This window comes from Methanospirillum stamsii, assembly GCF_003173335.1.
In the GTDB taxonomy this organism is placed as follows: Archaea; Halobacteriota; Methanomicrobia; order Methanomicrobiales; family Methanospirillaceae; genus Methanospirillum; species Methanospirillum stamsii.
The window spans coordinates 80576-106519 of sequence record NZ_QGMZ01000039.1; the positions used below are offsets into that span (position 1 = coordinate 80576).

Consider the following 25944-nt stretch of genomic DNA (forward strand, 5'->3'; position numbering starts at 1 on the left):
TAGAGGAGAGATGTTTTATTTAACAAAACAAAATAAGGGTAGGAAACTCTGATGAAACCTATGTATGCAAAATGCAATTCAAAAAAAGAGAGAAAATATATAGCAGTTTTCTTTTCTCTTTTGATTCTTCTTATCTTACCAGTAAACGGAACCGTAACAGAGCAAGAAAATGGTATCATCTTCAATGGTCCTTTCTTTGAAAATTATGGTCAGGGATTTTCTAACTGGTCGGGGGATTCTCCAATTCCACAAGGGACTCTTTTACTTAAAGGGAGTTTAAAATTTGTCCCAGATGAAATTTTACCAGGTGATGAAATCGAATGTCTGCTTGATTTAAGCGTTTCTGCAATGACTCTAACCGGAAAAGATGGGGCTGTCCTGAAAAATACACAGGACCGAGTCTGGTCAGTTGATACATCCAGATTTATGAATAAAACAGTGAATTTCCCGGTTGTTCCGGATTCTGAACTCCTGGGAATAGGGGTAGGATCACAAGTTCCTGACCTTATCAACCGGGATACAAAACGAATTATCAGCATGACCATCCCGGATACAGCAAAACCGGGTGTTTATCCTGTCAGAGCATTTGTGAACGGAACTAATCTCCGGACAAAAGTTGTTAACCTGACCATTATCGGCAATAATGAAAATAATTCCATCAATGCTACCATTGAAGAGGATACACCAGTCCCAACTGAAATTCCGACTCCTGAAATAACCATTGCTCCGGATTCCGGAGCCGATAGGCAGAATACTGACACACAATATGCTGGAATGAGCGAAAAAATCATCAATGAACGCAATCTTCATGTTACCAGTATTTACCCATATAGTGGCGGGGCAGGAAACACCATGGGTATAAAAGTATACGGAGATCATTTTGCATCCCCGGTTTATGTAACCCTGGTAAAAAATAACCAGGGAATTGATGCATATAATTACTGTTTTGAAGAAAACCAGAAATATGGAGTGGTCATGATTGACATCCCCGCCGATGCTGAACAGGGAATATGGGATCTGGTGATTACTACCAGGGATGGAAAAGCAACAGTACCTTTTGAAGTAACAGACAGACTTATTGATCCCGAGATAATATCCATCGATGCACCACTCCTGACTCCGGATGAAGGAAAAGATATCACCATTTCAGGAAAACAGATGATGGAACCATGTGAAATCCTTCTTGCTAATGAAGACCTCAAGTGGTTTTCTTTCACACCAAAGCCGGTTCTCATGCACAATACATTAAAAATCAGGGTGAAGATCAATGCTCCTCTTTCAGATGAAGTTACATCAGGTCAGCTGGATCTTTCTGTGTGGAATGGGGACGGAGCAACATCCACATATGAAAATGCAGTATCATTTTCTACAGAAACTGACCTGTAAATTCTGATTTTTGAGAAAATATTAAATATGTCCTCACGGGTTGAGTAATTATCACTCTTCCATTTCTTTCCGGATTGTCCTGACAAATGAAAACAGGTATTCATGCCGCCTTATGGCAATTTCTTCACCGGTTCTCGTATACATCATATATTTTAGTTTTATGAGTTTTTCATCGATATGATCCATAGCATCGGTAATATCACCCTGTCTTTCACCAGCGGATATAAATGTCCGGGCAATTCCCACGGCCCCTATTGCATCGAGTTTGTCTGCGTCAGAGAGAATTTTCGCTTCTAATGTTTCAGGGACCAGATCTGAACTGAAACGGTGGGTTCTGATTGCATGGGTGATAAAGGGAATTAAATCACGTGGATAACCGATATTCTGAAGATATTCTTCAGTTATCCTGGATCCTTCAATCTCATGAGAAATCCCTGTCTTTTTTTCAAGAGGCCTCGCAATATCATGAAAAAGAGCGGCGGGAATGAGAATATTCAAATCAGCGTTCTCATTTTTCCCGATAATTTCACATAACCGGGTCACCCGGAGGGTGTGGTCAAATCCATGTGAGCCTGGTTCAACAAGAGTCTTTCTGACATGCTCTTTCATGGAAATAAATAGTTTATTCATGACTTTTTTAAGATTATCTGGTATTCCATCAGGCCACTTTTATCTGAAAAACAAGTAAACCCAGCGTTTTTAGCATGGATTAATTCCTGATCAAACTCTTCCTTTTTCACATGTCCTTTTGGCTCGCTGAGGAGGAATATTCCTCCTTTTTTTAACACATCGAACACCTCGCTAAAAAGAATTCCCGGACGGGGAACTTCATGGACCATGTGAAATGCAATCACAAAATCAACATAGTTTTTATCAGGGAGATTTATTGAGTCAGCCAATGTCTGGTGGAGAATAACCTGGTCAGCCAATCCCTGGCGGTTTATTTTTTCTGCTACCATGTCCAGCATTTCGCGTTGCAGGTCAGCAGCGATAACTCGACCTGAAGGTCCGCAAAGCTGTGCTAAGGGAGTGATAAAAAATCCGGGTCCGCACCCGATGTCAAGAACCGTCATCCCTGGTTTTACATAAGGAGCCAGGAGACGATTGGGTCTGATAAGAAGAGAACGGAGCGGATTATCTAGCATCCTGGCTCGTTCTGCAGAGCATACTGAATGGGCCATGTAGACATATTTCCTGTTCAATCAATATCAATACACTAGAATTATGGCGAATTGTGTTTTTTCATCATAATATTTAAGTAAATAAAAGGAGTCAGCATTACAGGTAAAAAGAAATTATAATCTATTCATTACGAGAAATATTCATTATGGGATCCAGGGGAGATGTAGATGCATATTACAATAAAGGATTTGCATTGTTATCAGGAGGCTATCATGAAGATGCACTTACATATCTTGATAAAGGGTTAAGTATCAACCCCGATGATACCAAAACATGGATCCTTAAAGGATCAGCCTATATGGAACTACAAAAATATGCGGAAGCGAATGAAGCATTTGACCATGTACTAATGGCTTGTCCTGATGATACAGATACCCTGACTTCTAAAGCAGAAGCACTTATTTACCTGGGTAAATTTCAAGAAGCAGAAACACACTGTGAAAAAGCTCTGAAAATTGAACCAAACCATTACCTTGCATTACTACACCTCAGAAAAATAAAAGAAGAGCAAAAATAACACCGGTTTCTCCTTACAAAGCCATTCTATAAAAACCACTTATACCGACATCAAAAAATTTCTGGTATTCCGGATGAATATTTGCATTTTTTTGAACTTGGAATCGAAATATCGTAACTTTTCTTCTTTTTGTTAAAACGGCCTTTTTCATCTATGATAAGAAGATTGGATTTTCATGTTTCCAAACCGATAATGATATCGGAATGAAACATCCTTTTCCCTGAAGGTCAAATATTAAGAGATGGGTTCTCTCTTTTCAATCCGTGAAAATGTTGAAGATTTTTCAGATGCATTTGACCTTATCTGCGGTCAACTTTCAAAATCCCTGATTCTTGCCATATTTTCAGATTATGAAAGAATGCTTGAAAAAAACCAGGATGATCATCTACTCATACTTGACTGTGAATCACTGCTTACCATTCTTGGTGAGGATGCAAAAGCACTCGAACTCCTGTCCAAAATACAGAATAACCCCACATTTCTCCTTCCAAAACTCAGATATGCCGCTCATTGCGGTGTTATTGGTGATTCATCCGGCATGAATGAGATACTACAGGATCTTCTTAAAAACCCCGTTACATCTCATGAGAAGATTTGTGCCTTCATCGCTTCAGCAAGACTTGGGGACAGAAAGTCCGCATACGAATTGTGGAAAGAACTTCTAAAAGAATCAGGAGTTCAAAACTGTGTCATGAACGCTGATGTTCTGGATGACCCGGACTCCTATACCTGCCTCTCCTCACTGTTCCTTCGTGAGAGAATAGAAGCGATTAATCTGCTGTTCAAATTAGACATAACAGAAAACCGGGATATTGAACTTTATTTTCACACATCCTCACTCCATTATCAGATTGGGCTTTTACTAAATCCAATCCTTCAGGCAATCATGTATGACGGTGAATATTCTGCTTTTACCGGGTTTGTTGTTGCTCGAGCAGTCGCTGACGGAGCACAAAAAACCATGAGCAGATTACGCGATTCGGTAACTACTCAGGACCCACGAGTATTTCAGGAACTTATCCTGAACCTTGAAGGAATCCGGAGATATAGAGCTCTGTATGCAATAGGTGAAGGATTGCTCACTTTTTTTTCAAGTAATAAAAAATCTGACCGAATCTATATTGAAACCCTTATTCAGGAAACCGGGGGTGACATCTATCAATTATTTGACATGCTGAATATTTTTAAAAACGCAGGGCTTGAAACTGAAGTTTCTCCTCTCCTTGAAATTCTAATCAGTGATGTTCCTGAAATAGAGCAAAAGGTATCAGACAGAAAAAATCTGGACTCATATCTTGGACCATGTCCGCCGCTTACATTGTGAAAAGCATAAGTTTTTCACTCCGTGAAAAATCCACCCTTTTCCCCAAATTTTCTGATATTCTCTTCCACCTATTCTTCCCATATGACCGAATAATCGGGCAATTCTTTTAAACAATTCCTGATAGTGATGACTGCTTCTTCACCAGTTGCGTGACCAATAATTATCCCATTTACAAAAACCAGTTCTCCAGGAAGGCATCCACCGATACTGCGAATTTCCGGAGGGCAAGCCAGATGTGCTTTACCGGATAAACATGAATATCCGGTTTTTTGACTAGATATGAGACAATTTCCATATCTACATAACCTCACACAAGTATCTGACCGGTTCCTGAATCTATGGATAACTCATTGAAAAATTTATTCAAAATAAGAGAAAAAGGGGAGTATATACGATGCAACACAAAGGAAATAATTTGTATCAGTAAACTATCCAGGCAGGATAAAAAGATTAAATGTTTTGGGAAGCCAGTTCGACATCTTCTTCTTTGATTGTCTTCCGTCCCCCATGAGATGCCATTTTGTTTGCTTCTTTCGTCAGTCTGCCGAGATATGCCTCAGTCATCTGAACAATGAGCTCGGCACCATCACTTCCGACCCGTTCAGCTCCATTTGCCTTTGCAATCCTGACAACTGCCGCGATCGGCAGATCTGTCGCCCGGACCGAAGTTTTTGGTTTTACCGGAGCAGCCTTTTTTGAAGTAGATTGTTTTGCCTTTACTGCCAATTTCCCAGGTTTTTTAGATGCAGTTTTTGGCACTGTTTTACTTACCATATTTCCTCATTCCATCATGATGTGCTGCACGTGTTCATGAAAACTGCGTATACAGGATTGTTGTTCCAGGTTCCTTCAGGAATAACATCATCATGATTAATTTATATTATGAATAGGATATTAAAAAAATTATGGTAGAAAATTTCTATTTTTTATGATTTGAAGATATGAAAGATTCATTTTTCATAAAATATCCATATACCATCCTCTTCCTAAAGGGATTGAACAGAAGGAAAAAAATTACAAATGATATCGGGATAAAATAAATAAAAGCGGTACAAATATACCGAAGAATTATTAAGATCTTTTCTCCCGGCTATATTATACGAGAGACAGAATTTTATCAGATTATTCACCGTTTCCCGAAAAAAAGTAATTATTGACTAACGATGTAACAATCTATGATAATGAATTTATTTATGGTTCAATCTTACTTCTTCCAGCCACCGATTTAATTCTTTGATAAAATTGATCTGGTAAAAAGGGGCCTTTGGAGACGTGATAGGCAGACGATTTTTTTCAACAGGATAAAACCCGGATACTGCAGGAATTGTATCAGACATACCATCCCACCGACAATTCACCGGAAAATCTGCATTTATTAAAGCAGAATCCCAGGTGGCATCAATGATATGCCATTGATTATCCAGGCAGGCCTTGCAGCAAAGATGGGTGCTATCCGGAAGCAATACGAGGAGTTGCCGGATCAGTTCAGGGTATCTGAAAGGTTGATCCTGCCATCTGAACGGAATCAGGACCGGTTCAGTTTTAATTCCCATCTGGTCAAACATCCACATCAGTAGGCGGTGTTTTGGTCCACACCACCCCTTGTTTTCCATAACCATCATCCGGATTGTATCATCAGCACTCTTCCATTCTGGTATTATCGCATACGGGATATCCCGTATATGAGTAAAAACACTGATCCTGCTATCTAATGGAGAGAGATCCCGGATCCACTTTTTGAGAAGTGACTTCCTGAACTCTTCCTCTTGCCCGGATAACAATCTGCCAGACACAATAACAGGTATACCTCCTGATCTTTGATTATACCATGTGAGATGATAAAATCATTGAATAGCAAAGCAATCATTAGAAAAGAATCAGAGAGTAATCACGAACAACGCAGATAAGTGGACCAGAATCAGGTCTCGACCACAAAAAAATTAACCAAAAAGGAAAAAGAATATAAATTCTATCTCAATTTACCTATAAACTCAATAAACCAGATACACCGTGAAAAGCAGTGTCCTCTGAACTAAACAATACCATTGTTCAGAGAGTATACTCCATGCCGGGTTTCACGATGACGACCTCGATATCTGTTGTTTCATTTACTGCTCTTGCAAACTCCTGCTCATCCTGACTGATTTTCTCAAAGGTATTGTAATGAATTGGAATGACAATCGGGGCACCAATAAATTCTGCAGCCATCATCGCTTCTCGTGGCCCCATAGTAAATCTTCCCCCAATTGGAATCAGCGCAACATCCGGATGATAGATCTCACCAATGAGTTTCATATCTGAAAAGAGTCCGGTGTCACCGGCATGATAAACCGTAACTCCATCCATGGTGATAAGAAAACCGGCTGCAGAACCACCGTACATTCCAATCCCTTCTTCTTCAATCCATGAAGAATGAAGTGCCTGGGTCATGGTAAAAGTGACACCCTGAACAACAATGGTTCCACCAATATTCATCGCTTCAGTAATGCAGCCTTTCCCCCGGAGATAATGAGCAATTTCATTATTTGATACTACCGGAACAGAAAAGGATGCAACAATACCCATATGATCTGCATGAGCATGAGTGACTGCAACAATGTCAGGTTGAACCGGGATTTCTCCTTCAGGAACAAAAGGATCGATGAGGACACGTCTGGAACCATCCAGTATTACACATGCATGTCCGGGATAGATTATCTTCATAAAAAAATCAGGTGATATCAATCAGCTCTGCTTCTGTGATATCAATTGACTCGCCAAAGGCATCTTTCGTGGCAGAGGAAGTCATACTTTCAGTCAGGTCACGATCTTCCATGACATCCCTGATCCGTTCAAGGTAATGATCCATCTCCCGGTCAACCATAGCCTCCAGAACATGGCGGTATTCCCGAAGGGTTGAAGGACTGATACCCAGTTCTTCGCTAATCTCCTTCATGGTTTTACCAGATAAGAGCAGATGTTCCATCTGATTACGGTCAAAGGGCATTTTAAAATCAAGCTCACGGAAGAGTTTCATTCTGACACGGGCACGGGCAACAGTCTTTGAGAGTTTTTCATCTCCCAATTCTCTTGCAATCTCCGTGTCATTTTTCCCACCATAATAAGCACAAATCAGCTTAGCAAGCTGAATAGGTCTTAATTTTGTTTTGAAGAATCCCTGGTCAAGGAGTTCACGCATGATTAACGCTATCTCCCGTTCAACCGCATCGCTATCACGAAGGGTACCATGGATCTTCTTCATCGGCTCCACAATCTTTGTGTTGCCGGTCATATTGGCAAACAGTTGTAACAACTGTTCTTTCTTTGCAACCTCTTCAGGCATGGGGAATCACACACATTAGGGATACCGATATAGATACCGCTGAAATTATTTAAGTTTGTTGGATTTTATGCGAAATAAGACCGAAATCTTATATATGGACATACCAGATGAGACAAAAAAGTGTAGTGTTGCAACTCATTAAGCACGGCTCAGCTATATCAGGGTTTTAAGTATCTGACAGAGGCGGGGCAGGTGCAGAAGAAAATCTTCATCGTAGATGAGAGCTTTATGTATTCCGGTTTGTGATCCCAGATGAGTGACGTCTTTGATAATGTGATGGATCTGGCAAAACGCAGAGGGTTTGTCTGGCCAACAACAGAATGCTATGGCTCGGTTGCAGGATTTATCGATTACGGCCCTCTTGGCACTCTTGTCAAACGCCGTATCGAAGACCTCTGGCGCCAGTTCTATGTTATATCAGAAGGTTATTACGAGATAGAATGTCCGACAATTGGCCAGGAAGCCATGTATATAGCATCCGGACATGTAAAGGGATTTTCTGATAAGATGTGCCAGTGTCCGGCGTGTGGAGAATATCTTCGGGCAGATCATGTCGCAGAGGCACATAATATTCCGAATGCAGCGACCCTTTCCTGTGAAATGCTGGCAGAAAAAATAAACAGCCTCCCCTGTCCGGCATGTGAAAAAATTCTCGGAAAAGTTGATGTATTTAGCTTTAATCTGATGTTCCAGACAACCATCGGACCTGGATCCCAGAGAATCGGTTATTTAAGGCCTGAGACTGCACAGGGAATATTTGTTGATTTCACCCGGTTACTCCGCTTTTACCGGGATAAACTTCCATTTGGAACGGTTCAGATAGGAAAATCATACAGGAATGAAATCTCACCACGGCAGGGTATGATCCGGCTTCGGGAATTTACCCAGGCTGAAGCCGAGATCTTTGTCCACCCGGCAATGAAAGGACATCCAAACTTTTCCCGGTACTCAGACTATGCATTTCCTCTTTTATCTTCAGAGCAGCAGTTGGGAGAGCTTGAAGCAAAGACATACACCATGAAAGATGCAGTGGCACAGGGAGTTATTGCAAACGAATATGTCGCTTATTACCTTGCAATGACTCATGAGATCCTGGTGTCTGTCGGAGTTATTCCAGAAAGGCTCAGGTTCCGCCAGCACCTTCCTGATGAGCGTGCTCATTATGCTGAAGACTGCTGGGATGCAGAGATATATTCTGAACGGTTCGGCTGGGTGGAGACGGTTGGTATTGCTGATCGAACTGACTATGACCTCCGTGCTCATGCTGATAAGAGTGGAGATTCCTTTACCGCATATATCCAGTATGATGAGCCAAAGCGCGAGATGAGACGCGTAATTAATGCTAATATGGGAGTGCTCGGACCAAAATACCGTGGAAAAGCAAAGGACATATCAGATGCCCTCCAGGAGGTAACACCAGGACCGGATGGTGCTACCGTGGTTATTGACGGAGAGGAGATCTTTGTCCCCGCTGAACTGTATGAAATAAAAGAACAGGAGGTGGATGTCCGGGGTGTTGATGTAAGACCTCATGTTATCGAACCCAGTTACGGAATTGACCGGATGATCTATGCAGTTCTTGAACACTCTTACCATGAAGAAGAAGTAGAGGGAGAAGTCAGAAAAGTAATGAGGTTCCCCTCACGGATTGCTCCGGTTCAGGTTGCAATATTCCCACTCATGGCACGCGACGGTCTTGATGTCATGGCAAAAGAGATTACCCGGAATCTTCAGATGCAGGGAGTCCTTGCCGAATATGATGACTCTGGAGCCATTGGTCGCAGATACCGGAGACAGGATGAAATTGGGACACCATATGCTGTGACGGTGGATTACGATTCATTGGAAGATGAGACTATTACTCTGCGTGACCGGGACAGCATGCAGCAGGTGCGGGTGAAAAAAGATCAGTTAGCTGATCTGATCCCAGCCCTTATCAGGGGCAAAAGCTCATTCTCTTCACTCATCTGATGGAATATATCTCCCATCCCTTTGTTACTCCGGAGTCAATGGAGAAACGGACATACCAGTTCTCCATCTCCATGAGCGCCCTTGAGGAAAACACCCTTGTAGTGATTCCCACGGGTCTTGGAAAAACTGCAATCGCACTTATTGTCGCTGCATCCCGGCTGTACCAGAATGGAGGCAGGGTGCTCATGATGGCACCGACAAAGCCTCTTGTGGAGCAGCACCTGCGGTATTTTAAAGCACATCTTACAATCCCGGGAGATGATGAAGCAAAATTCGCGATGTTCACCGGGGAATCATCTCCGGAGAAACGAACAACAGACTGGATGGCAGCATCAGTCATCCTGGCAACTCCACAGGTAATAAAAAACGATATTATCGCCGGAAGGTATGACCTGACGGATGTCTCACTCCTGATTGTTGATGAAGGACACCGGGCGGTAGGAAATTATGCCTACGTTTTTCTTGCGAATAGGTACATGGAGACCGCAGAGGATCCACTTATCCTTGCCATGACGGCATCTCCGGGTGGCAACAAAGAGAAGATTGCTGATATCGTGGAGAACCTCCATATCAAAAATGTTGAAACCAGGACCGAAACTGACCCTGATGTATCCCCATATGTTCATGAAAAAGAACTGGAAGTTATCCATGTTGACCTTCCTCTGGATCTTAAGGCATCTCTTGAAGACCTGAAAGCCCTGGTCAGTGACCGGATGAGTCTGTTAAAACAGGCAGGTTTTCCAGTTACCGAACAGACGTCCCTGTCAATGAAGGCTCTCCAGGAGCTCTCTGCAATCATTCAACAGAAAATTGCTGAACGGGATGCATCAGGATTTACTGCCGCCAGTATTCATGCAGAACTTATGAAACTGCGCCATGCTATCGGACTTGCAGAATCACAGGGCTGTATGGTCCTGAAAAACTACCTGAATAAACTCCTGGCAGAGGGAAATGCTCCGGGAGGATCCAAGGCATCAAAGCGGATTGCATCCGATCCCAGGTTTATGCGACTGTTAAACAGATCTATAGACTGGAAAGAGGAATGTCATCCCAAACTCCTTATTCTGCCAGACCTGGTGATGTCAATCCTTGAAGATTCACCAGATAGCCGCATCATAATTTTTGCAACCTACCGGGATACTGTGAAGATGATTACTGAAACCCTTCAGGCAGCAGGCATCTCCACTGAACGTTTTGTAGGCAAGGCTACAAAAGATCAGGAGAAGGGTCTTTCACAAAAAAAACAGATTGCAACCATTGGCAGGTTCAGGGAAGGAGAGTTCCAGGTACTCGTTGCAACCTCAGTTGGAGAAGAAGGCCTTGACATCCCTTCAACCGATGTTGTGATTTTTTATGAGCCGGTCCCGTCAGAAATCCGGAGTATCCAGCGCAAGGGCAGGACTGGGCGGCATGGAACAGGGAGAATCATTGTTCTTGTCACCAGAAAGACATCTGATGAGACTTTCCAGATAGTGTCAAGACGACGTGAAAAAGCAATGACGACCGGGATGAAGGATCTTGTAATCCATGAAAAAAAACTCCTTCAGACCGCTCTTCCACTTGACCCGGATGAACTGCAGAAAGCAAAAGTAGTCCAGGAAGAGTTCTTTGAGGGGCCGAAAATCATCATTGATGATCGGGAACTGGTCTCTAAAGTTGCTGAAAATCTTTCATCGGCAGGAGCAATTATCAGGATTGAACGGTTGATTCAAGGAGATTATAAAATTGGTGAGCGGATCCTTGTCGAACGAAAAACATCCCGGGATTTTGTTGACAGTCTAATCGACCGGAACCTTCTTGATCAGCTCAGAGAGATGGCCAGAGCCTGTCCAAAACCGGTTCTTCTCATTGAAGGGGGAGATATTTACTCCCAAAGAGATATCCACCCGAATGCAATACGAGGGGCACTAGCAGCCATATCAGTATCAATGGGAATCGCCATTTTCATGACCAGGGATCCCGGTGACACAGCAGACCTTCTCCTTGTCCTTGCACGGCGAGAGGAAGAGACCGGATACAAGGAACGCGGTTCGGGTCAGAAAGAAGCATATGAGAGCCTTGCCGTAGCACAGGAAGCAATCATGAGTGCATTTCCGGACCTGGGCCCAAAATACGCACGTGCCCTTCTTACCGCCTTTGGATCTATCAGGGCAGTCATTGATGCCAAAAAAGAAGACCTGCTACAGGTTCCAGGTATAGGGATTAAAAAGGCAGAGATAATTTATGAATTATCCCGTCGCCCGTACCCGTAAAGGAGGAGAGCATATGCTTCGGCCCCATGCTTTACTGCATCCATAAGATGAAGAATCCGGGTGCTGTCTTTCTCTTCACGGGCTTCCTTTAGAAGAGCACGGAGAGTCATAGCAAATTCATCTTCAAGTCCCCCGGGTGCCTGAGTCTTACCAGACTGAAAAGTTGCAGGTTCTGATATAGGAGCAGTTCCTGACATCGGTCCAGGTTCATTTCCCATGGCTTTATTCTCCTCTTTGCATACTACACAAAGAGTTTCTCCTTTATATTCAAAAAGGGGAGAATGACAAACAGAACAGGTCTTTGCAAGCATTTTCCCTCCCTTTAAGAGGTACTCTGCCATTATTTCATCAGGACTTTTTATAGGAGTCATCGGTCAGTACTGTTTTATGGGGTGGGGGTCTACTTATAAGCGAAGGTTCCAGCAGGTGATAATATGCCAACTCCAGAACAAACCATCGATATCTGTATTCAGATGTTATCCGCCATTATTGATGATGGCACGATACCCAGAAATATACGCCGTGTAGCAGACGAAACCCGCACTATTCTTCAAAACCAGGATCGCCAGCTCGGTCTTCGGGCAGCAGAAGCAATTTCCAAGATTGATGAAATCAGTAGCGATCCGAATATGCCTGTCCATGCACGCACCCGCGTCTGGGAACTGGTCTCACAACTTGAGACTGTACCGCTCGATTAATCACGCACATTCTGTTTTCGGAGGAGAGTAAACTCTTCTCCAGAGCCTTTTATGTACGGTGGAGAATATGCTTTCCAAAAGTTACTCTCCTATAACAGTCACCATCAGGTGCCTGTCCCGTCTTTGCCTTGTATCAAGTTCAAGAAGGACTATCTGTTGCCAGGTCCCAAGAACAAGCGCGCTGTCCCTTACCGGTACTGTCAATGAAGGACCGATCATGGCAGCTTTTACGTGGGAACGGCCATTCCCGTCACCCCACCGACTGTCATGTGCATACGTAATATCAGATGGAGCACATACCGACAATGCCCGGGAGAGATCTTTTAGAACCCCGGATTCATATTCAATCGTGGTTATTGCTGCGGTTGACCCAGTAACAAAAATATGACAGATGCCAGTTTTAACACCGGATGAGCGGGCTAACTCCTGCACTCTGTCGGTGATATCTATAATATCTCCTTCACCCCTGGTGGAAAGAGTGATACTTCCGGAAATTACCATTGTCTTAACAGTCGCATTCCGGGAAAAAAAGATCTTTTGGTAAAGTCAGGTGCAGATATCAGTCAAGTTTTTTGATAACCTTGTTTGCTATCTTTAATGCACAATAATCACCGCACATCGTACAGGCGTCTGTGTCTGCAGAAGCACGCTCATTTCGGATCTGTCGTGCACGGGAGGGATTGATGGCCAGATTATACTGAGCTTCCCAATCAAGATCACGGCGTGCATGACCCATGGCCAGATCCTGCTCGGTCTTTTTAAGTTTAATCATGTCACCAACATGCGCCGCAATCCTGCTGGAGATGACTCCTTCGTAAACTTCTTCCGGATTTGGCAAGGCCAGATGCTCAGCAGGAGTGACATAGCAGATGAAGTCAGCACCATACATCGAGGACATGGCTGCACCAATAGCGGATACGCGATCATCATATCCTGGAGCAATGTCGGTAACAATCGGGCCTAACATATAGAAGGGTTTGTTTCCGGACATACGTTTCATAAGCCGGACATTGGTCTCCACCTGGTCAAGGGGAACATGACCGGGACCTTCGATAATTACCTGGATACCCATCTCATGGGCACGATCACCAAGTTCAGTATTGATGATGAGTTCCTGAACCTGTGCACGGTCAGTTGCATCATGTATTGCCCCTGCCCGCATCCCATTTCCGGTTGAAAGAGTTACTTCATGTTCTTTCAGAATCTCACACAGGTAATCAAACTCCGCATACAGAGGGTTTTCCTTGTCATTGTGGAGCATCCATGCGGTAAGGAATGCACCTCCACGGGAACAGAGACCACCATGCCTTCCCTGTCTTTGAAGACGGTCAAGAGTAATTCGATTTACTCCGGTGTGGATTGCCATGAAGTTGGTACCAAGTTTTGCCTGCTCTTCAGTAATCCTGAAAAGGTCATCCTCTCTCATGTGAATGACAGCACCATCTTTCCTGGCAGCTTCGATAAAAGCCTGGTATAATGGAACTGACCCGACGGAAAGGGAAGTTGCCTCAATGCAGCGTCTCCTAACCTCAACAAAGTCTCCACCTGTTGAAAGTTCCATAATGGTGTCAGCACCGGCACGCTCACCTGCTTTTACCTTTTCAACTTCCATATCAACGTCAACAATATCGGTGGAAGTCCCGACAGAACAGTTCACCTTGGTCTTCAGACCTCCTCCGATACCACAGAGTTTAACTTTTCTATATGGTGATACCGGAATTACAATCTGACCAGTTGCAATGCCCCTCCGGATAAAGTCTTCAGTAACGCCTTCCTGGGCTGCTACAACCTTCATTTCTTCGGTGATGATGCCTTTTCTTGCATCCTCGACTATTGACATAGCCTATATGTTCCATAAGAAGATACATAAAGGCTCTTTTTTACTAAAAAGAGGCAATTTTTGTTTATTGGAAAACAAGAAATATTGCTTATGCCTCATTTCACCCTGAATGTTCTATAGCAGGGAGATCAAAATATCATAAGAAGTGACTGAATCAATACATATAAACTTTGGAGGATTTGTCCCGCTTAGCACGGTAGACTGGCGAGGGAGGTCTGTTTGCGTCATTTTTTTCAGGGGGTGTCCGGTTAAATGCTGGTATTGCCATAACCATACTATTCTGACCGGTGAAGATAAGAGACCAATCGAGGAAATCAAGGATCTTATCCGTTCATCTTCTTTACTCATCAGTGGCGTCATTTTTTCCGGGGGAGAAGCAACGATGCAACCACCTGCGCTTTTTTCACTGGCGGAATATTGTAAGTCAATGGGGCTGAAAAACGGACTTCATACAAATGGTGTATATCCGGATGTTATCCGAAAACTTATCGAAAAGCGGTTGATTGATCATATCGCCCTCGATATCAAAGCCGAGTGGAACTTGTATACCGTGAGAGGAAAGGAACGGGCGGTTGGAAAACAGGTTAAAGAATCACTGACACTTTGTACTGCAGCATATCATGCCGGAACCCTCCCCGGTTTTGAGGTGGTAACAACCCTGTTCCCTGGATATGGTGAGGAGGTTATGACAATATCGCGCGATGTTGCTCCGGATGTGGATTTAGTCCTTCAACAGGGAGTGTACATAGGAATCAGACCTCTTGATATTCATGATTTGAAAAAAATTGCTGATACAATAAATCGCAGGGTCAGAATTCGCACGAGGAGTGATGGAGAAATATCATATGAAGGTAATAGCAGTTGTGGGGATGCCGGGATCAGGGAAGGGTGAATTTTCAACCGTTGCTCAGGAACTTGGGATACCAGTTGTGGTAATGGGGGATGTAATAAGAGCGGAAGTTTCAAATCAGGGCCTGCCACCAACTGATGAAAGTATGGGAATCGTTGCGCGAAAACTCAGAGAACAATACGGAATGGCAGCAATTGCCCATGTTTGTGTTCCGACCATACAAAGACAACGAGAAAAAGTAATTCTTGTTGATGGCGTAAGAGGAGATGCTGAAGTTACCGAGTTTTCACAGGCATTTCCGGAATTCTCTCTTATTTCCATAGAGGCACCCTTTGAAACACGGTTTGCCAGACTTTCAGAGCGTGGCAGATCAGATGACCTGATGAATATCAGCGAACTTATCGCACGGGATGAACGTGAGTGTTCTTTTGGTCTTGGAAAGGCAATGGGTCTTGCATCAGTCAGAATTGACAATAATGGAACACGTGAAGAGTTCAGAGATAAAGTAAGGGAATATCTGACAAGGATGAGAGAGGGAGCATGAGCATCCGGTTTTTTTTTGGATCGTCAGCTAAGGTCTGGGATGATATTTCATGGATTTATGGGATCGAAGAATCCGGTTTTGATGGCTGGGAGGTCTGTGCTGACGGAAATTACCATTTCAGTAAAAAGGGTCAGTACGAAATGGTTGTGGAAACATTGCAATCAACAAATCTTGACATTACTGTTCATGCCCCCTACGGAGACTTAAACCCGGCAGCTATCAATGATCCAATCTGGCGGGAAACGGTCAGACAACTGACTGAATGCATCAGGCTATCCTCAGAAATTACTAACCGGGTTACCATCCACCCGGGTTATCTCTCCTGCACAGGAAAACTGGTTCCAGATAAGATCTGGCAGCTCCAGAAAGATGCGATGAAAGAGGTTGGAAAAGCTGCAACTGAATACGGTGTGGTTGCATGTCTTGAGAATATGCCGGATATCCCGGATTTTCTTTGCCGGTACCCTGAAGAAATCCTTGGCATTATTGAAGGGATTGAAGGTGTCTCCATGACCATTGACTTTGGTCATGCAAATACCATGGGAAAAGTTAAAGATTTTTTAAAAGTGCTTCCCTTAGCCTCTCACATCCACATTCATGATAACCATGGAAAGTCAGATGAACATCTTCCGATTGGAGAAGGAAACATTGACTGGAATCGTGTTTCAAATGCAATTATGAAAAATTACCAGGGAGTTGTTGTCGTGGAGGGACGATCCATTCCTGAAGCAAAGCGTTCATTTTCTGAAATCCGGGGGTGGAAATAATTTCCGGAGAAACCCTGCAGGTCTTTTTTCTTGGCACTTCTGGAGCACTACCTACAATATCACGAAACCTGCCCTGTATCCTCCTGAAGTGGGGATCTCATGATCTCATCTTTGACTGCGGCGAGGGATCTCAGCGTCAGATGATGAAAGCGCGTGCAGGGTTTTCTCCTGAAGTGATATATATTTCTCACTGGCATGCAGATCATTTTCTCGGGGTTGTCGGCCTTCTTCAGACCATGTCATTTAACGGAAGGGAACAGCCACTGACCATCGTAGGTCCGGATTGTGTCCACGATATGGTAATCGATATTACCCGCCTCTGCCGGACCAGACTTGGATTTCCGGTAGAATCTGTAAAAGTAAAGTCTGGAGATATTCTCATATACGATGGATATTCAATCCGGGTTTTTGATGCTGACCATGGTATTCCGGGAGTAGGATACATTTTTGAAGAAAATATGAGACCAGGTCGTTTTAACCGGGAAAAAGCCATTGAACTGGGTATCAGACCCGGACCCCTTTTTGGTAAACTTCAGAGAGGTTCTGATGTAACAATCACAGTGGATGGTGAAGAACGAATTATTTCTCCCGAAATGGTTATGGGTCCCCTCAGGTCCGGAAGAAAGGTGATTTATACCGGGGATACTAGGCCGGTTCTTTCAGAACTTGGTGATATCGGAGAAGATGCTGACCTTCTTATCCATGATGCAACTTTTGACCATCAGGAAGTAGAACGGGCAAAAGAATTTATGCATGCAACAGCATCAGAGGCAGGGATGGTCGCAGAGACACTAAAAGCCCACCGGCTTGCCCTCTTTCATTTCAGTACCAGGTATACCTCTACAGAAACACACGTTACTGATGCAAAAACCCATTTTTCAGGGGAGATATTTGCTCCGAATGACCTGGATATCATTGACATTCCATTCAGAAATGAATAGGAAAACGATAGTCAGCACGTTAAAAAAGGGTACCCAATCGTCAGGAAAATCAAAAAAATAGTTAATAGAGAAAACAAAAACCTTTTTTTAGGCAGTAAGAATTACTCCTCCAGTATACCCATCTGACAGTTTTCTGGTCAATAAGAGACTTGCTCCAAATTTTGGTTTTAATTCAAGAGTAAATGTCCCTCCAGCGGCAGGCCCTCCCAAATTATCTAAACTAACCTGTACTGATTGATCTGATGTAACGGAGGTAATTCCAGAAGGAGATGTTCCCGTAATTTCCTGGGGAGAACTTCCATCATGTGAGTAGATATACCTAATGTCAGAAAGAGAACAGGGTTCATTCCCTTCAGGAACAATGATAAGAAAATCAAGAACTTTCAATTTTCCGGAATCCATTGTCCCGTATAAATAACCATCCACAACAACATTGGATGTTGCTTGTTTTACTCCTGCGCCTGTTGCCGCCTGAGCTTTTGCAGATGCAAAAAATCCGGAACCAATCAAAGAATAACTAAAAACGGCTGCTACAACGATGAATGCAATAAGCACGATAGCCGCTTCCAGGCCACTGAATGCATTATCACTAAATGCATTACTTTTAAATTTTGATGCTTTTGACCCCATATTATTCCCCCCCCATTTGGAGAATAAGATGCAGATGCCCGTACGAGTTTAGGCATTACATAATGTAACTACTTTTTACTTAAATTTTTAATAATTAAATTATTTCGAAATTGATTTGAATGGTAAAAGAGAACAGAAAAATTTCTAAGGACATTTTCTCATATGATGGATCTCCTGAAATAGGAGAAAGGATGATACTTTTCTACTCATATGAACCGTCCCATAATATGGAACGGTATTCTTCTGACGCGATACGTTACATTCCGCCTTCAATGGAGCAGAATTTTCTAATTCCTGCTGCCGGCTGACGGGCCGGATATCACTTTGGTGAATAATATGCCAACAGGAACAGAGACAATAGTTTACAGCTTAGGCGATGGGTGCAGTATTACAGACATCGTCATCGGTAAGACATATACCGGAACAATACAGGGATTTGCGAATTTTGGAGCGTTTGTATTCCTCAATAGTTCGATCAAAGGACTCATCCATAAATCAAACATGCTGATGAATCACCGGGAGGGAGATACTGTCATTGTCAGGGTTGGAAATATCCGTGATAATGGAAATATTGACCTTGAAGAGATCGTCATTACATCCTATCAGATCCAGCCGGTTGTATGCAAACGAAAAACCACAAGACTCGAGGAACTCGAAAAGAAAGTAGGCAGGACAGTAACTCTTGAGTGCCAGGTTGCACAGGTAAAACAGACTTCCGGCCCCACGATTTTTACGCTTGTCGATGAAAGCGGCACAGAAAACGCTGCTGGGTTTATCGAAGCAGGTAAAAGAGCATTTCCTGAAGTAAATCAGGGAGATACTGTCCGGGCTACCGGTGATGTTATGATGCGGGGAGGTCAGGTCCAGGTGGAACTTTCCAGACTTGAGGCTTTGCATGGGGCAGAAGCAAAAGAGGTTCTTAATCGGATAGAACAAGCAATAGAAGACAGAGCACAACCTGCAGATATTCCCCTTCTCATTGATAGTCCGGTTCTTGAAAAACTGCTCCCGGAGATGCGCAAAATTGCTAAAGAAATCAGGAAAGCAATCTTCACTGCCCAGCCAATTCTTCTCCGCCATCATGCCGATGCAGACGGTATCTGTTCTGCAGTTGCCATTGAGCAGGCAGTTGTTGCACTCATCAATGATTCAGGTGGAGATTATGATACCGCTAATTACCTGTTCAAACGGGCACCATCTAAAGCTCCATTCTACGAGATTGAAGACATAGTCAGAGACCTTGACTACGCAACCAGAGATAATATCAGGTTCGGCCAGAAGATGCCCCTTATCATGCTGACCGATAACGGGTCAACCGAGGAGGATCTTCCGGCGATGAAGATGGCAAAGGTTTATGGCATTCCCATGATTGTCTTTGATCATCATCACCCGGATGAGATAGTAGACCAGTATCTCGTTGCCCACGTGAACCCGTACCACGTGGATGGTGACTATGGGATTACTGCCGGGATGCTCGGGACTGAAATTGCACGACTTATCTTCCCAAAGGTTGATAATCAGATACGCCATATCGCCGGAGTTGCCGGAGTTGCAGACAGGAGTGAGGCACCAGAACGCCAACAATACCTTGACCTTGTTGCGGATCAATACAGTGAAGAGGACTGCAGAAAAATTGCTCTGGCCCTTGATTACATTCAGTTCTATCTCAGGTTTAATGACGGTAAAGAACTAATAAAGGATATTCTGGACCTCAATGGGGATCATGACCGGTACCGGAACATGGTTTCTCTCCTGGTAGCTGAAGCTGAATTTGCCATCGATGAACAGGTCAAAACCTGTATGCCGCATGTCATATCCTCTACTCTTCCAAACGGAGCGCATCTTTTCAAGATTGATGTGGAGATCCATGCTCACAAGTTTACCTTCCCGCCACCAGGAAAAACATGCGGTGAGGTCCATGACAGATTATGTAAGCAGCACAGCCCTGAACCGGTAGTAACCCTCGGATTTGGACCTGATTTTGTTGTGCTCCGCTCACGTGGTGTTCTGATGAATATCCCCCAGATGGTTCGCGAACTCCGTGAAGAGATGCCAGGAGCCGGAGTGAATGGAGGGGGTCACCTTGTTGTCGGAAGTATCAAGTTTGTGGAAGGGATGAGAGAAGAGGTCATTGCCCGCCTTTCTGAAAAAATAGGAGCATTTCCAACGGCCTGATATTGGTCATGATAAATCATGATAATTAAGGTAAGTTTAAATCCCTGCAATGGAATGTGTAAAGTACGCTGATGGAGGACAAATAATGCCATCACACTTAAAATTTAGAGAAAAGTATAACGAGACGCAATCGCGACTGGTAACTTATCTCAGAAAAGGTCTCGAATCCGGAAGACATTATTTCAAGTCTAAGTATATTGCTAAAGACCTGGGATTATCTTCCAAGGAAGTGGGAACCAATATGGCAATTCTTGCAGAAATCTGCCAGGAACTTACCATAGTCAAGTGGAGTTATTCCAATAGCACCACCTGGATGGTTTCCCCGGTAAAAAATTAAATTCTTTTTTCCAAGTTATTGTATTATGAAAGAGATTGTATCATTTGAATCTGATCTGGAATTTGTCGGTGACATCAACGAATTTAAAGACTGTCTGATGTCCCAGGACAATACCCAGGATGATCCAAAAGTCCTCTGGTTTAACATCGATGTCCCAAAAGGTCATGGATTACAGGCCGGAGACCGGGTCAGAATCACTGTTGAAAAAGTCTGAACATTTCTTTTTCTTGCAAAAAGTGGATTTATTTTTCTTTCAAGAAAAAAGCCACTATTAATCCAAACGCTGCCAGGACGGCTACAACCGGAAAAACACCCTGGTATGAACCGGTTACTTCTCTGATATATCCTGCAATCTGCGGACCAGCAATTGCCCCGGCCCCGTATGCCAGGAAAATTACTCCATAACAGCGTGGATAGTCGGATGTTCCAAAAAACCTGGCTGTTGATGCCGGAGCAATTGCAAGCCATCCGCCCAGACACCCCCAAAGCAGGGCAAAAGCAAAGATATAAACCGGAACAGACGGAAAAAGGCCAAGCAGAAGAGATGCTCCCCCAATCAGGAGAAATGAAAGTACTGCAGTATTTCCCGGATTGATTTTATCGGTCAGGGCCCCGAAAACCGGTCTTCCCCCACCATTAAAAATCGCAAAAAACCCAACCAGCAGGGTTCCCAGTGCCGCTTCAATTCCAACGACTTCCGCTCCAACTGGTTTCGCAATGGAAATTGCCATAAGACCTGCCAGGCAGCCGATGAAATAACAGATCCAGAGGGCATAAAACCGCCCTGTTCTGACCATAGAGCGAAGGTCCAGAGAACAGACTTCAGTTGTGCAGGCTGGTCCGGAATATCCCTTCGGAATCCATCCAACCGGAGGAAATTTGAAGGGTAGTGCAAGAAGAACTGTGAGAATGATAAAGATGAATCCAAATATCCGGAAAGTTCCCATGACACCAGTGAGGGTAATGAGGTACCCGGCCAGATTTGCGGTAATAAATGCCGAAAACCCAAAACCAAGGAGGACAAGCCCTACGGCAAAACCGCGACGGTCAGGGAACCACCTGGCTGCTGCTGCAACTGGTGCACCATATGCTATTCCTACTCCAAGACCCCCGATAAACCCGTAAAGGATGAACAACATGAGTACTGAAGTTGCATAGGATGCCAGAATCCATCCAAGGCCGGTAAGAATTCCCCCGGCTATGATAATCTTTCGTGGACCATAGGTGTCGAGATATTTGCCGGTGAGTGGCATAGCAATTGCAAAAAAGGCCAGAAATACTGAGAAGGGCATCAGGATCTCTCCGGCAGTAACCGCTTCTCCGAGATTTTTTGTGAAATACTCAGTAAGAGGCCCTACAAAAACGCTCCAGGAATATACACTCCCAAGACAAAGGTTGATGGCCATCCCCATAAAAATCAGGATCCATCTTCCTTTTTCTGCTTCCATGCCCCAAATTCTACAATCAATTCTGCTTTCCGTGGTTTGTTTTTCAGTCATGATATCCCCGCGGTGTGACCCATTACTCCTCTAATGTTGAAGTATCTCCAAGATCCATGTTCATCTCTTTTGCTTTCAGTATTCGACGCATGATTTTTCCGGATCTGGTTCTGGGAAGTGTATCAACAAATTCAATTGCCGCCGGCATCGCAATCGGTCCGATACTCATCCTGACATGATAAGTGAGTTCTGAAACCAGTTTCTGGCTGGGCGTATATCCCTTGACAAGAATGACAAATGCTTTAACCGCCTGCCCCTTAATTTCATCCGGAACACCGATGACTGCAGCTTCGGCGACTGCTTCATGTTCGACAAGAGCAGACTCAACTTCTGCAGTTCCCAGGTTGTGACCAGCTACGATGATGATGTCATCAGCTCTACCCAGGATCATAAAGTACCCATCTTCATCCTTTACTGCAAGATCACCGGCAGCATAATAGTCTTTAATCTGGTTCCAGTACTTCTTGTATCGTTCATCGTTGCGGTATACTGTCCGCATCATTGAAGGCCAGGGCTTTTTTATTACCAGCAGACCACCTTGCCCCGGAGGCAAACTATTACCTTCTTCGTCCACCACATCTGCGATAATGCCAGGAATTGGAACTCCCGCAAAACCCGGTTTCATCGGTTCCCCAAGAGGAGTAGTAATCATGTGCATACCAGTCTCGGTCTGCCACCAGGTATCCAGGATCGGGCATCGCATTTTGCCTATGACTCGGTAATACCACTCAAAAGCTTCAGGGTTTAACGGTTCTCCAACCGAACCGATAATCCGGAGTGAATCCAGATTATATTTATTCGGCCATTCTTCTCCCACCCTCATAAACATCCGGATTGCCGTTGGAGCGGTGTAAAAAAGAGTAACACCCAGCTCTTCAATGATGCTCCACCAGATACCCGGGTCTGGCCAGTCAGGAGTTGTCTCGGTAATTACCACTGTTGCTCCGACGGAGAGGGGCCCATAAACGATGTAACTGTGCCCGGTAATCCAGCCAGTATCTGCAGTACACCAGATGACATCATTTTCCTTCAGATCAAACAGATATTTTGCTGTATAGTGAACTCCCGTAGCATACCCGCCGCAGGAATGGACAATGCCTTTTGGCATTCCGGTTGTACCACTGGTATACAAAATAAAGAGGGGCTCTTCTGCATCCATCTCTTCCGGAGAGCAATCAGCACTTACCCCCTCCAGAAGGCTGTAAAAATCCTCTTCCATCTCAGAATATAGTTCTACCGAACACTTTTCCCGACAAAGAACTATCACCTTCTCTACACTTGGAGCATTCCGGACTGCATCATCTACAATACTGCGAAGAGAGATTACTTTTCCCCTCCGTTTGCCGACATCTGCCGTTATAACTACTTTCGCTTCAGCATCCCGGATTCTTGAATGTAAGGCCTCTGCGCCAAACCCGGCATACACAATGGAATGAATGGCACCAATACGTGCACAGGCAAGGAGAGCGATGATGTGTTCCGGAACAAGTGGCATGTAAAAGCATATCCGGTCCCCTTTTTGAACCCCAATTTTTTTTAGAGCATTTGCAAATCGCATGACATCCCGGTGGAGCTGTCGGTATGTGTATACCCGTTCTTCACCATCCTCGCCACGCCAGATCAGGGCCAGTTTATTCCGTCTGCCTTCTTTGACATGGCGGTCGAGACAACTCGTGGTGATATTGAGTGTTCCACCGGTAAACCACCGTGCGTAGGGATGGTTCCACTCAAGGACCTTTGTCCAGGGTTTTATCCATTCAATTTCCTTAGCCATCCTGCTCCAGAACTCGTCTGGATCCTGAATGAATTCCTTATAAACGGCTTTATAATCCCCCAGAAACGATTGTTCCCGGTAAGCCGGATCAGGGATGTATGATTTTGAATCTACTTTTACTTCGAAATTTTCTGACATTATCCCCCTCCTTTAATTTTCATAAATGGTTTGACATGAGTGATTTCATGGAGAGAACTCCGTATGCTTCGATAGCAGTTCAGATAGGATATGCTAAGCATCAAATGATTAAACGATAGCGGCAGGTATAACTTTTTGTATTAGTTGTACAAATTAGTTAAACATTAAAAGACCTTTAATTTATCATTAAAACTAAAATTTATCGAAAAAAAATTAGATAATAGTATTCAGGCACAGTTTTTCAAAATCAAAAATAATAAAGTAATCTTTATCGGCATGGAACTCGTTAGAATATGTACGACATTTATCCATCTGCAAGAGAGAGGGTCGGGGAGAACTAATTCATGATCGGAGATTATGATGAAATCCGTGCTATTAAGGATTTATTACATGTATCATCACAAGGACTTTCAATAACAGATATAGCACGAGAATTACAGCTCCACCGGACTACAGCGGCAAAATATCTGGATATGCTGCAGATGAAGGGAGATGTTGATCTTCGGATAATGGGAACCTCTAAAGTTTATCATCCCTCATGCAGGATACCTGCATCAATCATCCGTACCTTTTTTGAGGGTTCATATATCCTGTTTACCGCCAGACTAATTGTCAGGGAATATTCCGGCGATATTCAGGAAATATGTGACATTACAGGCGATATCACAGGAAAGGAACTGACAGACGCCATCCTTTCACCCCTCATAAAGGAATCAATACCGGAGATGTGCAAGCGTGCTGTCCTTGGTAATCCAGCATCTTTTGATCTCACGATAGCTGATAAAAAAATTTCAAAAAATTTGCATGTCCGAATTATTCCCATTGTATTTGATGATGGGAGAGCAGGTTGTGCATTTCTCATCGAAGATAAAACACTCCTTTATAGTGCCCTTCGTGAGGCTGAAATTTGTGAAAAGGAACTCAAATCCGTCTCTGATGATCTATCGGAATTTATGTTCACATGTAATCCGGACGGGATTTTAAAACGAGTTAATGCCCCTTTTTGCACCCGCATGGATAGAAACCCAAAGGAATTGCTGGGTTTTCCCTATGAACCGGTAATATCACATGAGGACCTTGAAAGACTGACCAGGTTAAAACAGGAAGTCACCCCCCATTCACCAATCCAGACAATTTCGTTTAAAGCGATTCAGCCTGACGGAATGGTAGCGTACGAAGAATGGACTTATCGAGGCCTTTTTGCAGAGGATGGAACGTTAACCGGGTACCTTGCAGTTGGCCACGATATTTCGAAAGAGCACCACCTGGAAGAGCAGTTAAATACATTTCATGCGAGTTTCGAGGCCCTTGTCAAACAACGAACAAAGGAGATGAGACAGGCCAACCAGGACCTCATGAAAGAGATTGCACGGCGGGAACGAATCGAACGTGAACTTCTCATTATAGAAGCGGCATTTGATCATGCTTCCGATTCGATTCTTCTATTTGAGCAGTCTGGTTCTCTCTGGCGGGCAAATGAAAGTAGTTGCAGACTACTCGGATATTCAAAAGAAGAAATCAAACAAATTTCTGTCTTTCAAATAAATCAGGAGATTACCCTTTCTCTCTGGCAGACCATGTGGGAAAAATCAGAGGAGGAATCCGGGATATCAAGAGTTGTGTCAACTCATCTGCGTAAGGACGGGACTATCATCCCGGTTGACTTATCGCGGACATTTATTAAAGCAGGGCCCATGACTCTTTTTTGTTCCATCGCAAGGGAAATCAGGTAACCAGCATTGATAGCAGGGTTCTATCAATCTACCAATATCGTTAATTGAAAGCATAGCTCAATTG

Annotated in this window: 28 protein-coding genes; 14 read left to right on the forward strand and 14 right to left on the reverse strand. The window is 43.8% G+C overall.

The features are described from left to right. Positions 1–51: 51 nt before the first annotated feature. Positions 52–1386, forward strand: coding sequence for a hypothetical protein (locus DLD82_RS15005; RefSeq protein ID WP_109941932.1), 1335 nt, complete (start codon positions 52–54; stop codon positions 1384–1386). 51 nt (positions 1387–1437) lie between these two features. Here DLD82_RS15005 and DLD82_RS15010 read toward each other — a convergent pair whose 3' ends face one another. Together DLD82_RS15010 and DLD82_RS15015 are read right to left on the reverse strand one after the other, a co-directional pair. Beyond that, positions 1438–2016 (reverse strand): HD domain-containing protein, encoded by a 579-nt coding sequence (locus DLD82_RS15010; RefSeq protein ID WP_109941933.1) that lies wholly within the window; start codon positions 2014–2016, stop codon positions 1438–1440. After that, positions 2013–2567 (reverse strand): class I SAM-dependent methyltransferase, encoded by a 555-nt coding sequence (locus tag DLD82_RS15015; protein ID WP_109941934.1) that lies wholly within the window; start codon positions 2565–2567, stop codon positions 2013–2015. Before DLD82_RS15015 ends, DLD82_RS15010 begins: the two co-directional genes overlap by 4 nt. Before the next feature lie 146 nt (positions 2568–2713). On the opposite strand from DLD82_RS15015, the gene DLD82_RS15020 reads away from it, so the two are divergent. Beyond that, positions 2714–3085, forward strand: a complete 372-nt coding sequence (locus tag DLD82_RS15020) for a tetratricopeptide repeat protein (RefSeq protein WP_109941935.1) — start codon at positions 2714–2716, stop codon at positions 3083–3085. Positions 3086–3326: 241 nt separating this feature from the next. Then, the gene (locus DLD82_RS15025) at positions 3327–4409 is read left to right on the forward strand and encodes a hypothetical protein (protein WP_109941936.1); all 1083 of its coding nucleotides are present in this window, start codon (positions 3327–3329) and stop codon (positions 4407–4409) included. Positions 4410–4477: 68 nt separating this feature from the next. Here DLD82_RS15025 and DLD82_RS19455 read toward each other — a convergent pair whose 3' ends face one another. The 6 genes from DLD82_RS19455 to DLD82_RS15050 all read right to left on the reverse strand — a co-directional run bounded on the left by DLD82_RS19455 (position 4478) and on the right by DLD82_RS15050 (position 7731). Further along, on the reverse strand, positions 4478–4624 hold the full coding sequence (locus DLD82_RS19455) for a DUF2117 domain-containing protein (protein WP_342764575.1): 147 nt from the start codon (positions 4622–4624) through the stop codon (positions 4478–4480). After that, positions 4579–4704, reverse strand: a complete 126-nt coding sequence (locus tag DLD82_RS19370) for a hypothetical protein (RefSeq protein ID WP_281268016.1) — start codon at positions 4702–4704, stop codon at positions 4579–4581. The genes DLD82_RS19455 and DLD82_RS19370 overlap by 46 nt, the downstream gene beginning before the upstream one ends. A gap of 155 nt (positions 4705–4859) precedes the next feature. Next, positions 4860–5183: a histone family protein gene (locus DLD82_RS15035; RefSeq protein ID WP_109941938.1), complete on the reverse strand. Its 324-nt coding sequence runs from the start codon at positions 5181–5183 to the stop codon at positions 4860–4862. 413 nt (positions 5184–5596) lie between these two features. Further along, positions 5597–6202, reverse strand: coding sequence for a hypothetical protein (locus tag DLD82_RS15040; RefSeq protein ID WP_146199827.1), 606 nt, complete (start codon positions 6200–6202; stop codon positions 5597–5599). A 256-nt stretch (positions 6203–6458) separates the two neighbouring features. After that, a complete protein-coding gene (locus tag DLD82_RS15045) occupies positions 6459–7112 on the reverse strand; it encodes a metal-dependent hydrolase (RefSeq protein WP_109941940.1) in 654 nt (217 codons plus the stop codon). Positions 7113–7119: 7 nt separating this feature from the next. Next, positions 7120–7731, reverse strand: coding sequence for a helix-turn-helix domain-containing protein (locus DLD82_RS15050; protein ID WP_109941941.1), 612 nt, complete (start codon positions 7729–7731; stop codon positions 7120–7122). A gap of 252 nt (positions 7732–7983) precedes the next feature. On the opposite strand from DLD82_RS15050, the gene glyS reads away from it, so the two are divergent. Beyond that, positions 7984–9702, forward strand: a complete 1719-nt coding sequence (gene glyS / locus DLD82_RS15055) for a glycine--tRNA ligase (RefSeq protein ID WP_109941942.1) — start codon at positions 7984–7986, stop codon at positions 9700–9702. Then, positions 9702–11954 (forward strand): DEAD/DEAH box helicase, encoded by a 2253-nt coding sequence (locus DLD82_RS15060; protein ID WP_109941943.1) that lies wholly within the window; start codon positions 9702–9704, stop codon positions 11952–11954. The genes glyS and DLD82_RS15060 overlap by 1 nt, the downstream gene beginning before the upstream one ends. Here DLD82_RS15060 and DLD82_RS15065 read toward each other — a convergent pair. Beyond that, positions 11924–12325, reverse strand: a complete 402-nt coding sequence (locus DLD82_RS15065) for an Sjogren's syndrome/scleroderma autoantigen 1 family protein (protein ID WP_109941944.1) — start codon at positions 12323–12325, stop codon at positions 11924–11926. The genes DLD82_RS15060 and DLD82_RS15065 overlap by 31 nt on opposite strands. A 63-nt stretch (positions 12326–12388) precedes the next feature. Between DLD82_RS15065 and DLD82_RS15070 the strand changes: the two genes are divergently transcribed. After that, the gene (locus DLD82_RS15070; RefSeq protein WP_109941945.1) at positions 12389–12652 is read left to right on the forward strand and encodes a UPF0147 family protein; all 264 of its coding nucleotides are present in this window, start codon (positions 12389–12391) and stop codon (positions 12650–12652) included. Between the two features lie 81 nt (positions 12653–12733). Here DLD82_RS15070 and DLD82_RS15075 read toward each other — a convergent pair whose 3' ends face one another. Beyond that, entirely contained in the window at positions 12734–13153 is a 420-nt protein-coding gene (locus tag DLD82_RS15075; protein WP_109941946.1) for a secondary thiamine-phosphate synthase enzyme YjbQ, read from the reverse strand. Positions 13154–13211: 58 nt separating this feature from the next. Further along, positions 13212–14492: a phosphomethylpyrimidine synthase ThiC gene (gene thiC / locus DLD82_RS15080; protein ID WP_109941947.1), complete on the reverse strand. Its 1281-nt coding sequence runs from the start codon at positions 14490–14492 to the stop codon at positions 13212–13214. 145 nt (positions 14493–14637) lie between these two features. Between thiC and DLD82_RS15085 the strand changes: the two genes are divergently transcribed. From DLD82_RS15085 to rnz, 4 genes are read left to right on the forward strand one after another with little or no spacing between them, the layout of a single operon-like run. Further along, entirely contained in the window at positions 14638–15384 is a 747-nt protein-coding gene (locus DLD82_RS15085; RefSeq protein WP_245920467.1) for an anaerobic ribonucleoside-triphosphate reductase activating protein, read from the forward strand. After that, positions 15338–15886: a dephospho-CoA kinase gene (locus DLD82_RS15090; RefSeq protein ID WP_109941989.1), complete on the forward strand. Its 549-nt coding sequence runs from the start codon at positions 15338–15340 to the stop codon at positions 15884–15886. Before DLD82_RS15085 ends, DLD82_RS15090 begins: the two co-directional genes overlap by 47 nt. Then, on the forward strand, positions 15883–16653 hold the full coding sequence (locus tag DLD82_RS15095) for a sugar phosphate isomerase/epimerase family protein (protein WP_109941948.1): 771 nt from the start codon (positions 15883–15885) through the stop codon (positions 16651–16653). The genes DLD82_RS15090 and DLD82_RS15095 overlap by 4 nt, the downstream gene beginning before the upstream one ends. Beyond that, entirely contained in the window at positions 16644–17594 is a 951-nt protein-coding gene (rnz, locus tag DLD82_RS15100) for a ribonuclease Z (RefSeq protein ID WP_109941949.1), read from the forward strand. The genes DLD82_RS15095 and rnz overlap by 10 nt, the downstream gene beginning before the upstream one ends. A gap of 87 nt (positions 17595–17681) precedes the next feature. Here the strand turns inward: rnz and DLD82_RS15105 are convergent, their stop codons facing one another. Beyond that, positions 17682–18224, reverse strand: coding sequence for a flagellin (locus tag DLD82_RS15105; protein WP_109941950.1), 543 nt, complete (start codon positions 18222–18224; stop codon positions 17682–17684). A 336-nt stretch (positions 18225–18560) separates the two neighbouring features. Here DLD82_RS15105 and DLD82_RS15115 point away from each other — a divergent pair, with 336 nt between their 5' ends. From DLD82_RS15115 to DLD82_RS15125, 3 genes are all read left to right on the forward strand, one after another. Continuing rightward, entirely contained in the window at positions 18561–20399 is a 1839-nt protein-coding gene (locus tag DLD82_RS15115; RefSeq protein ID WP_109941952.1) for a DHH family phosphoesterase, read from the forward strand. A gap of 85 nt (positions 20400–20484) precedes the next feature. Further along, positions 20485–20736: a DUF7123 family protein gene (locus DLD82_RS15120; RefSeq protein ID WP_109941991.1), complete on the forward strand. Its 252-nt coding sequence runs from the start codon at positions 20485–20487 to the stop codon at positions 20734–20736. A gap of 25 nt (positions 20737–20761) precedes the next feature. After that, a complete protein-coding gene (locus tag DLD82_RS15125; RefSeq protein ID WP_109941953.1) occupies positions 20762–20950 on the forward strand; it encodes a hypothetical protein in 189 nt (62 codons plus the stop codon). Between the two features lie 28 nt (positions 20951–20978). On the opposite strand, the gene DLD82_RS15130 is transcribed toward DLD82_RS15125, so the two are convergent. Together DLD82_RS15130 and acs are read right to left on the reverse strand one after the other, a co-directional pair. Then, positions 20979–22235, reverse strand: coding sequence for an L-lactate MFS transporter (locus DLD82_RS15130; RefSeq protein ID WP_245920468.1), 1257 nt, complete (start codon positions 22233–22235; stop codon positions 20979–20981). Between the two features lie 22 nt (positions 22236–22257). Beyond that, positions 22258–24147: an acetate--CoA ligase gene (gene acs, locus DLD82_RS15135; protein WP_109941954.1), complete on the reverse strand. Its 1890-nt coding sequence runs from the start codon at positions 24145–24147 to the stop codon at positions 22258–22260. A 344-nt stretch (positions 24148–24491) separates the two neighbouring features. Between acs and DLD82_RS15140 the strand changes: the two genes are divergently transcribed. Continuing rightward, positions 24492–25880, forward strand: a complete 1389-nt coding sequence (locus tag DLD82_RS15140; RefSeq protein ID WP_109941955.1) for a PAS domain-containing protein — start codon at positions 24492–24494, stop codon at positions 25878–25880. Positions 25881–25944 lie beyond the last annotated feature (64 nt).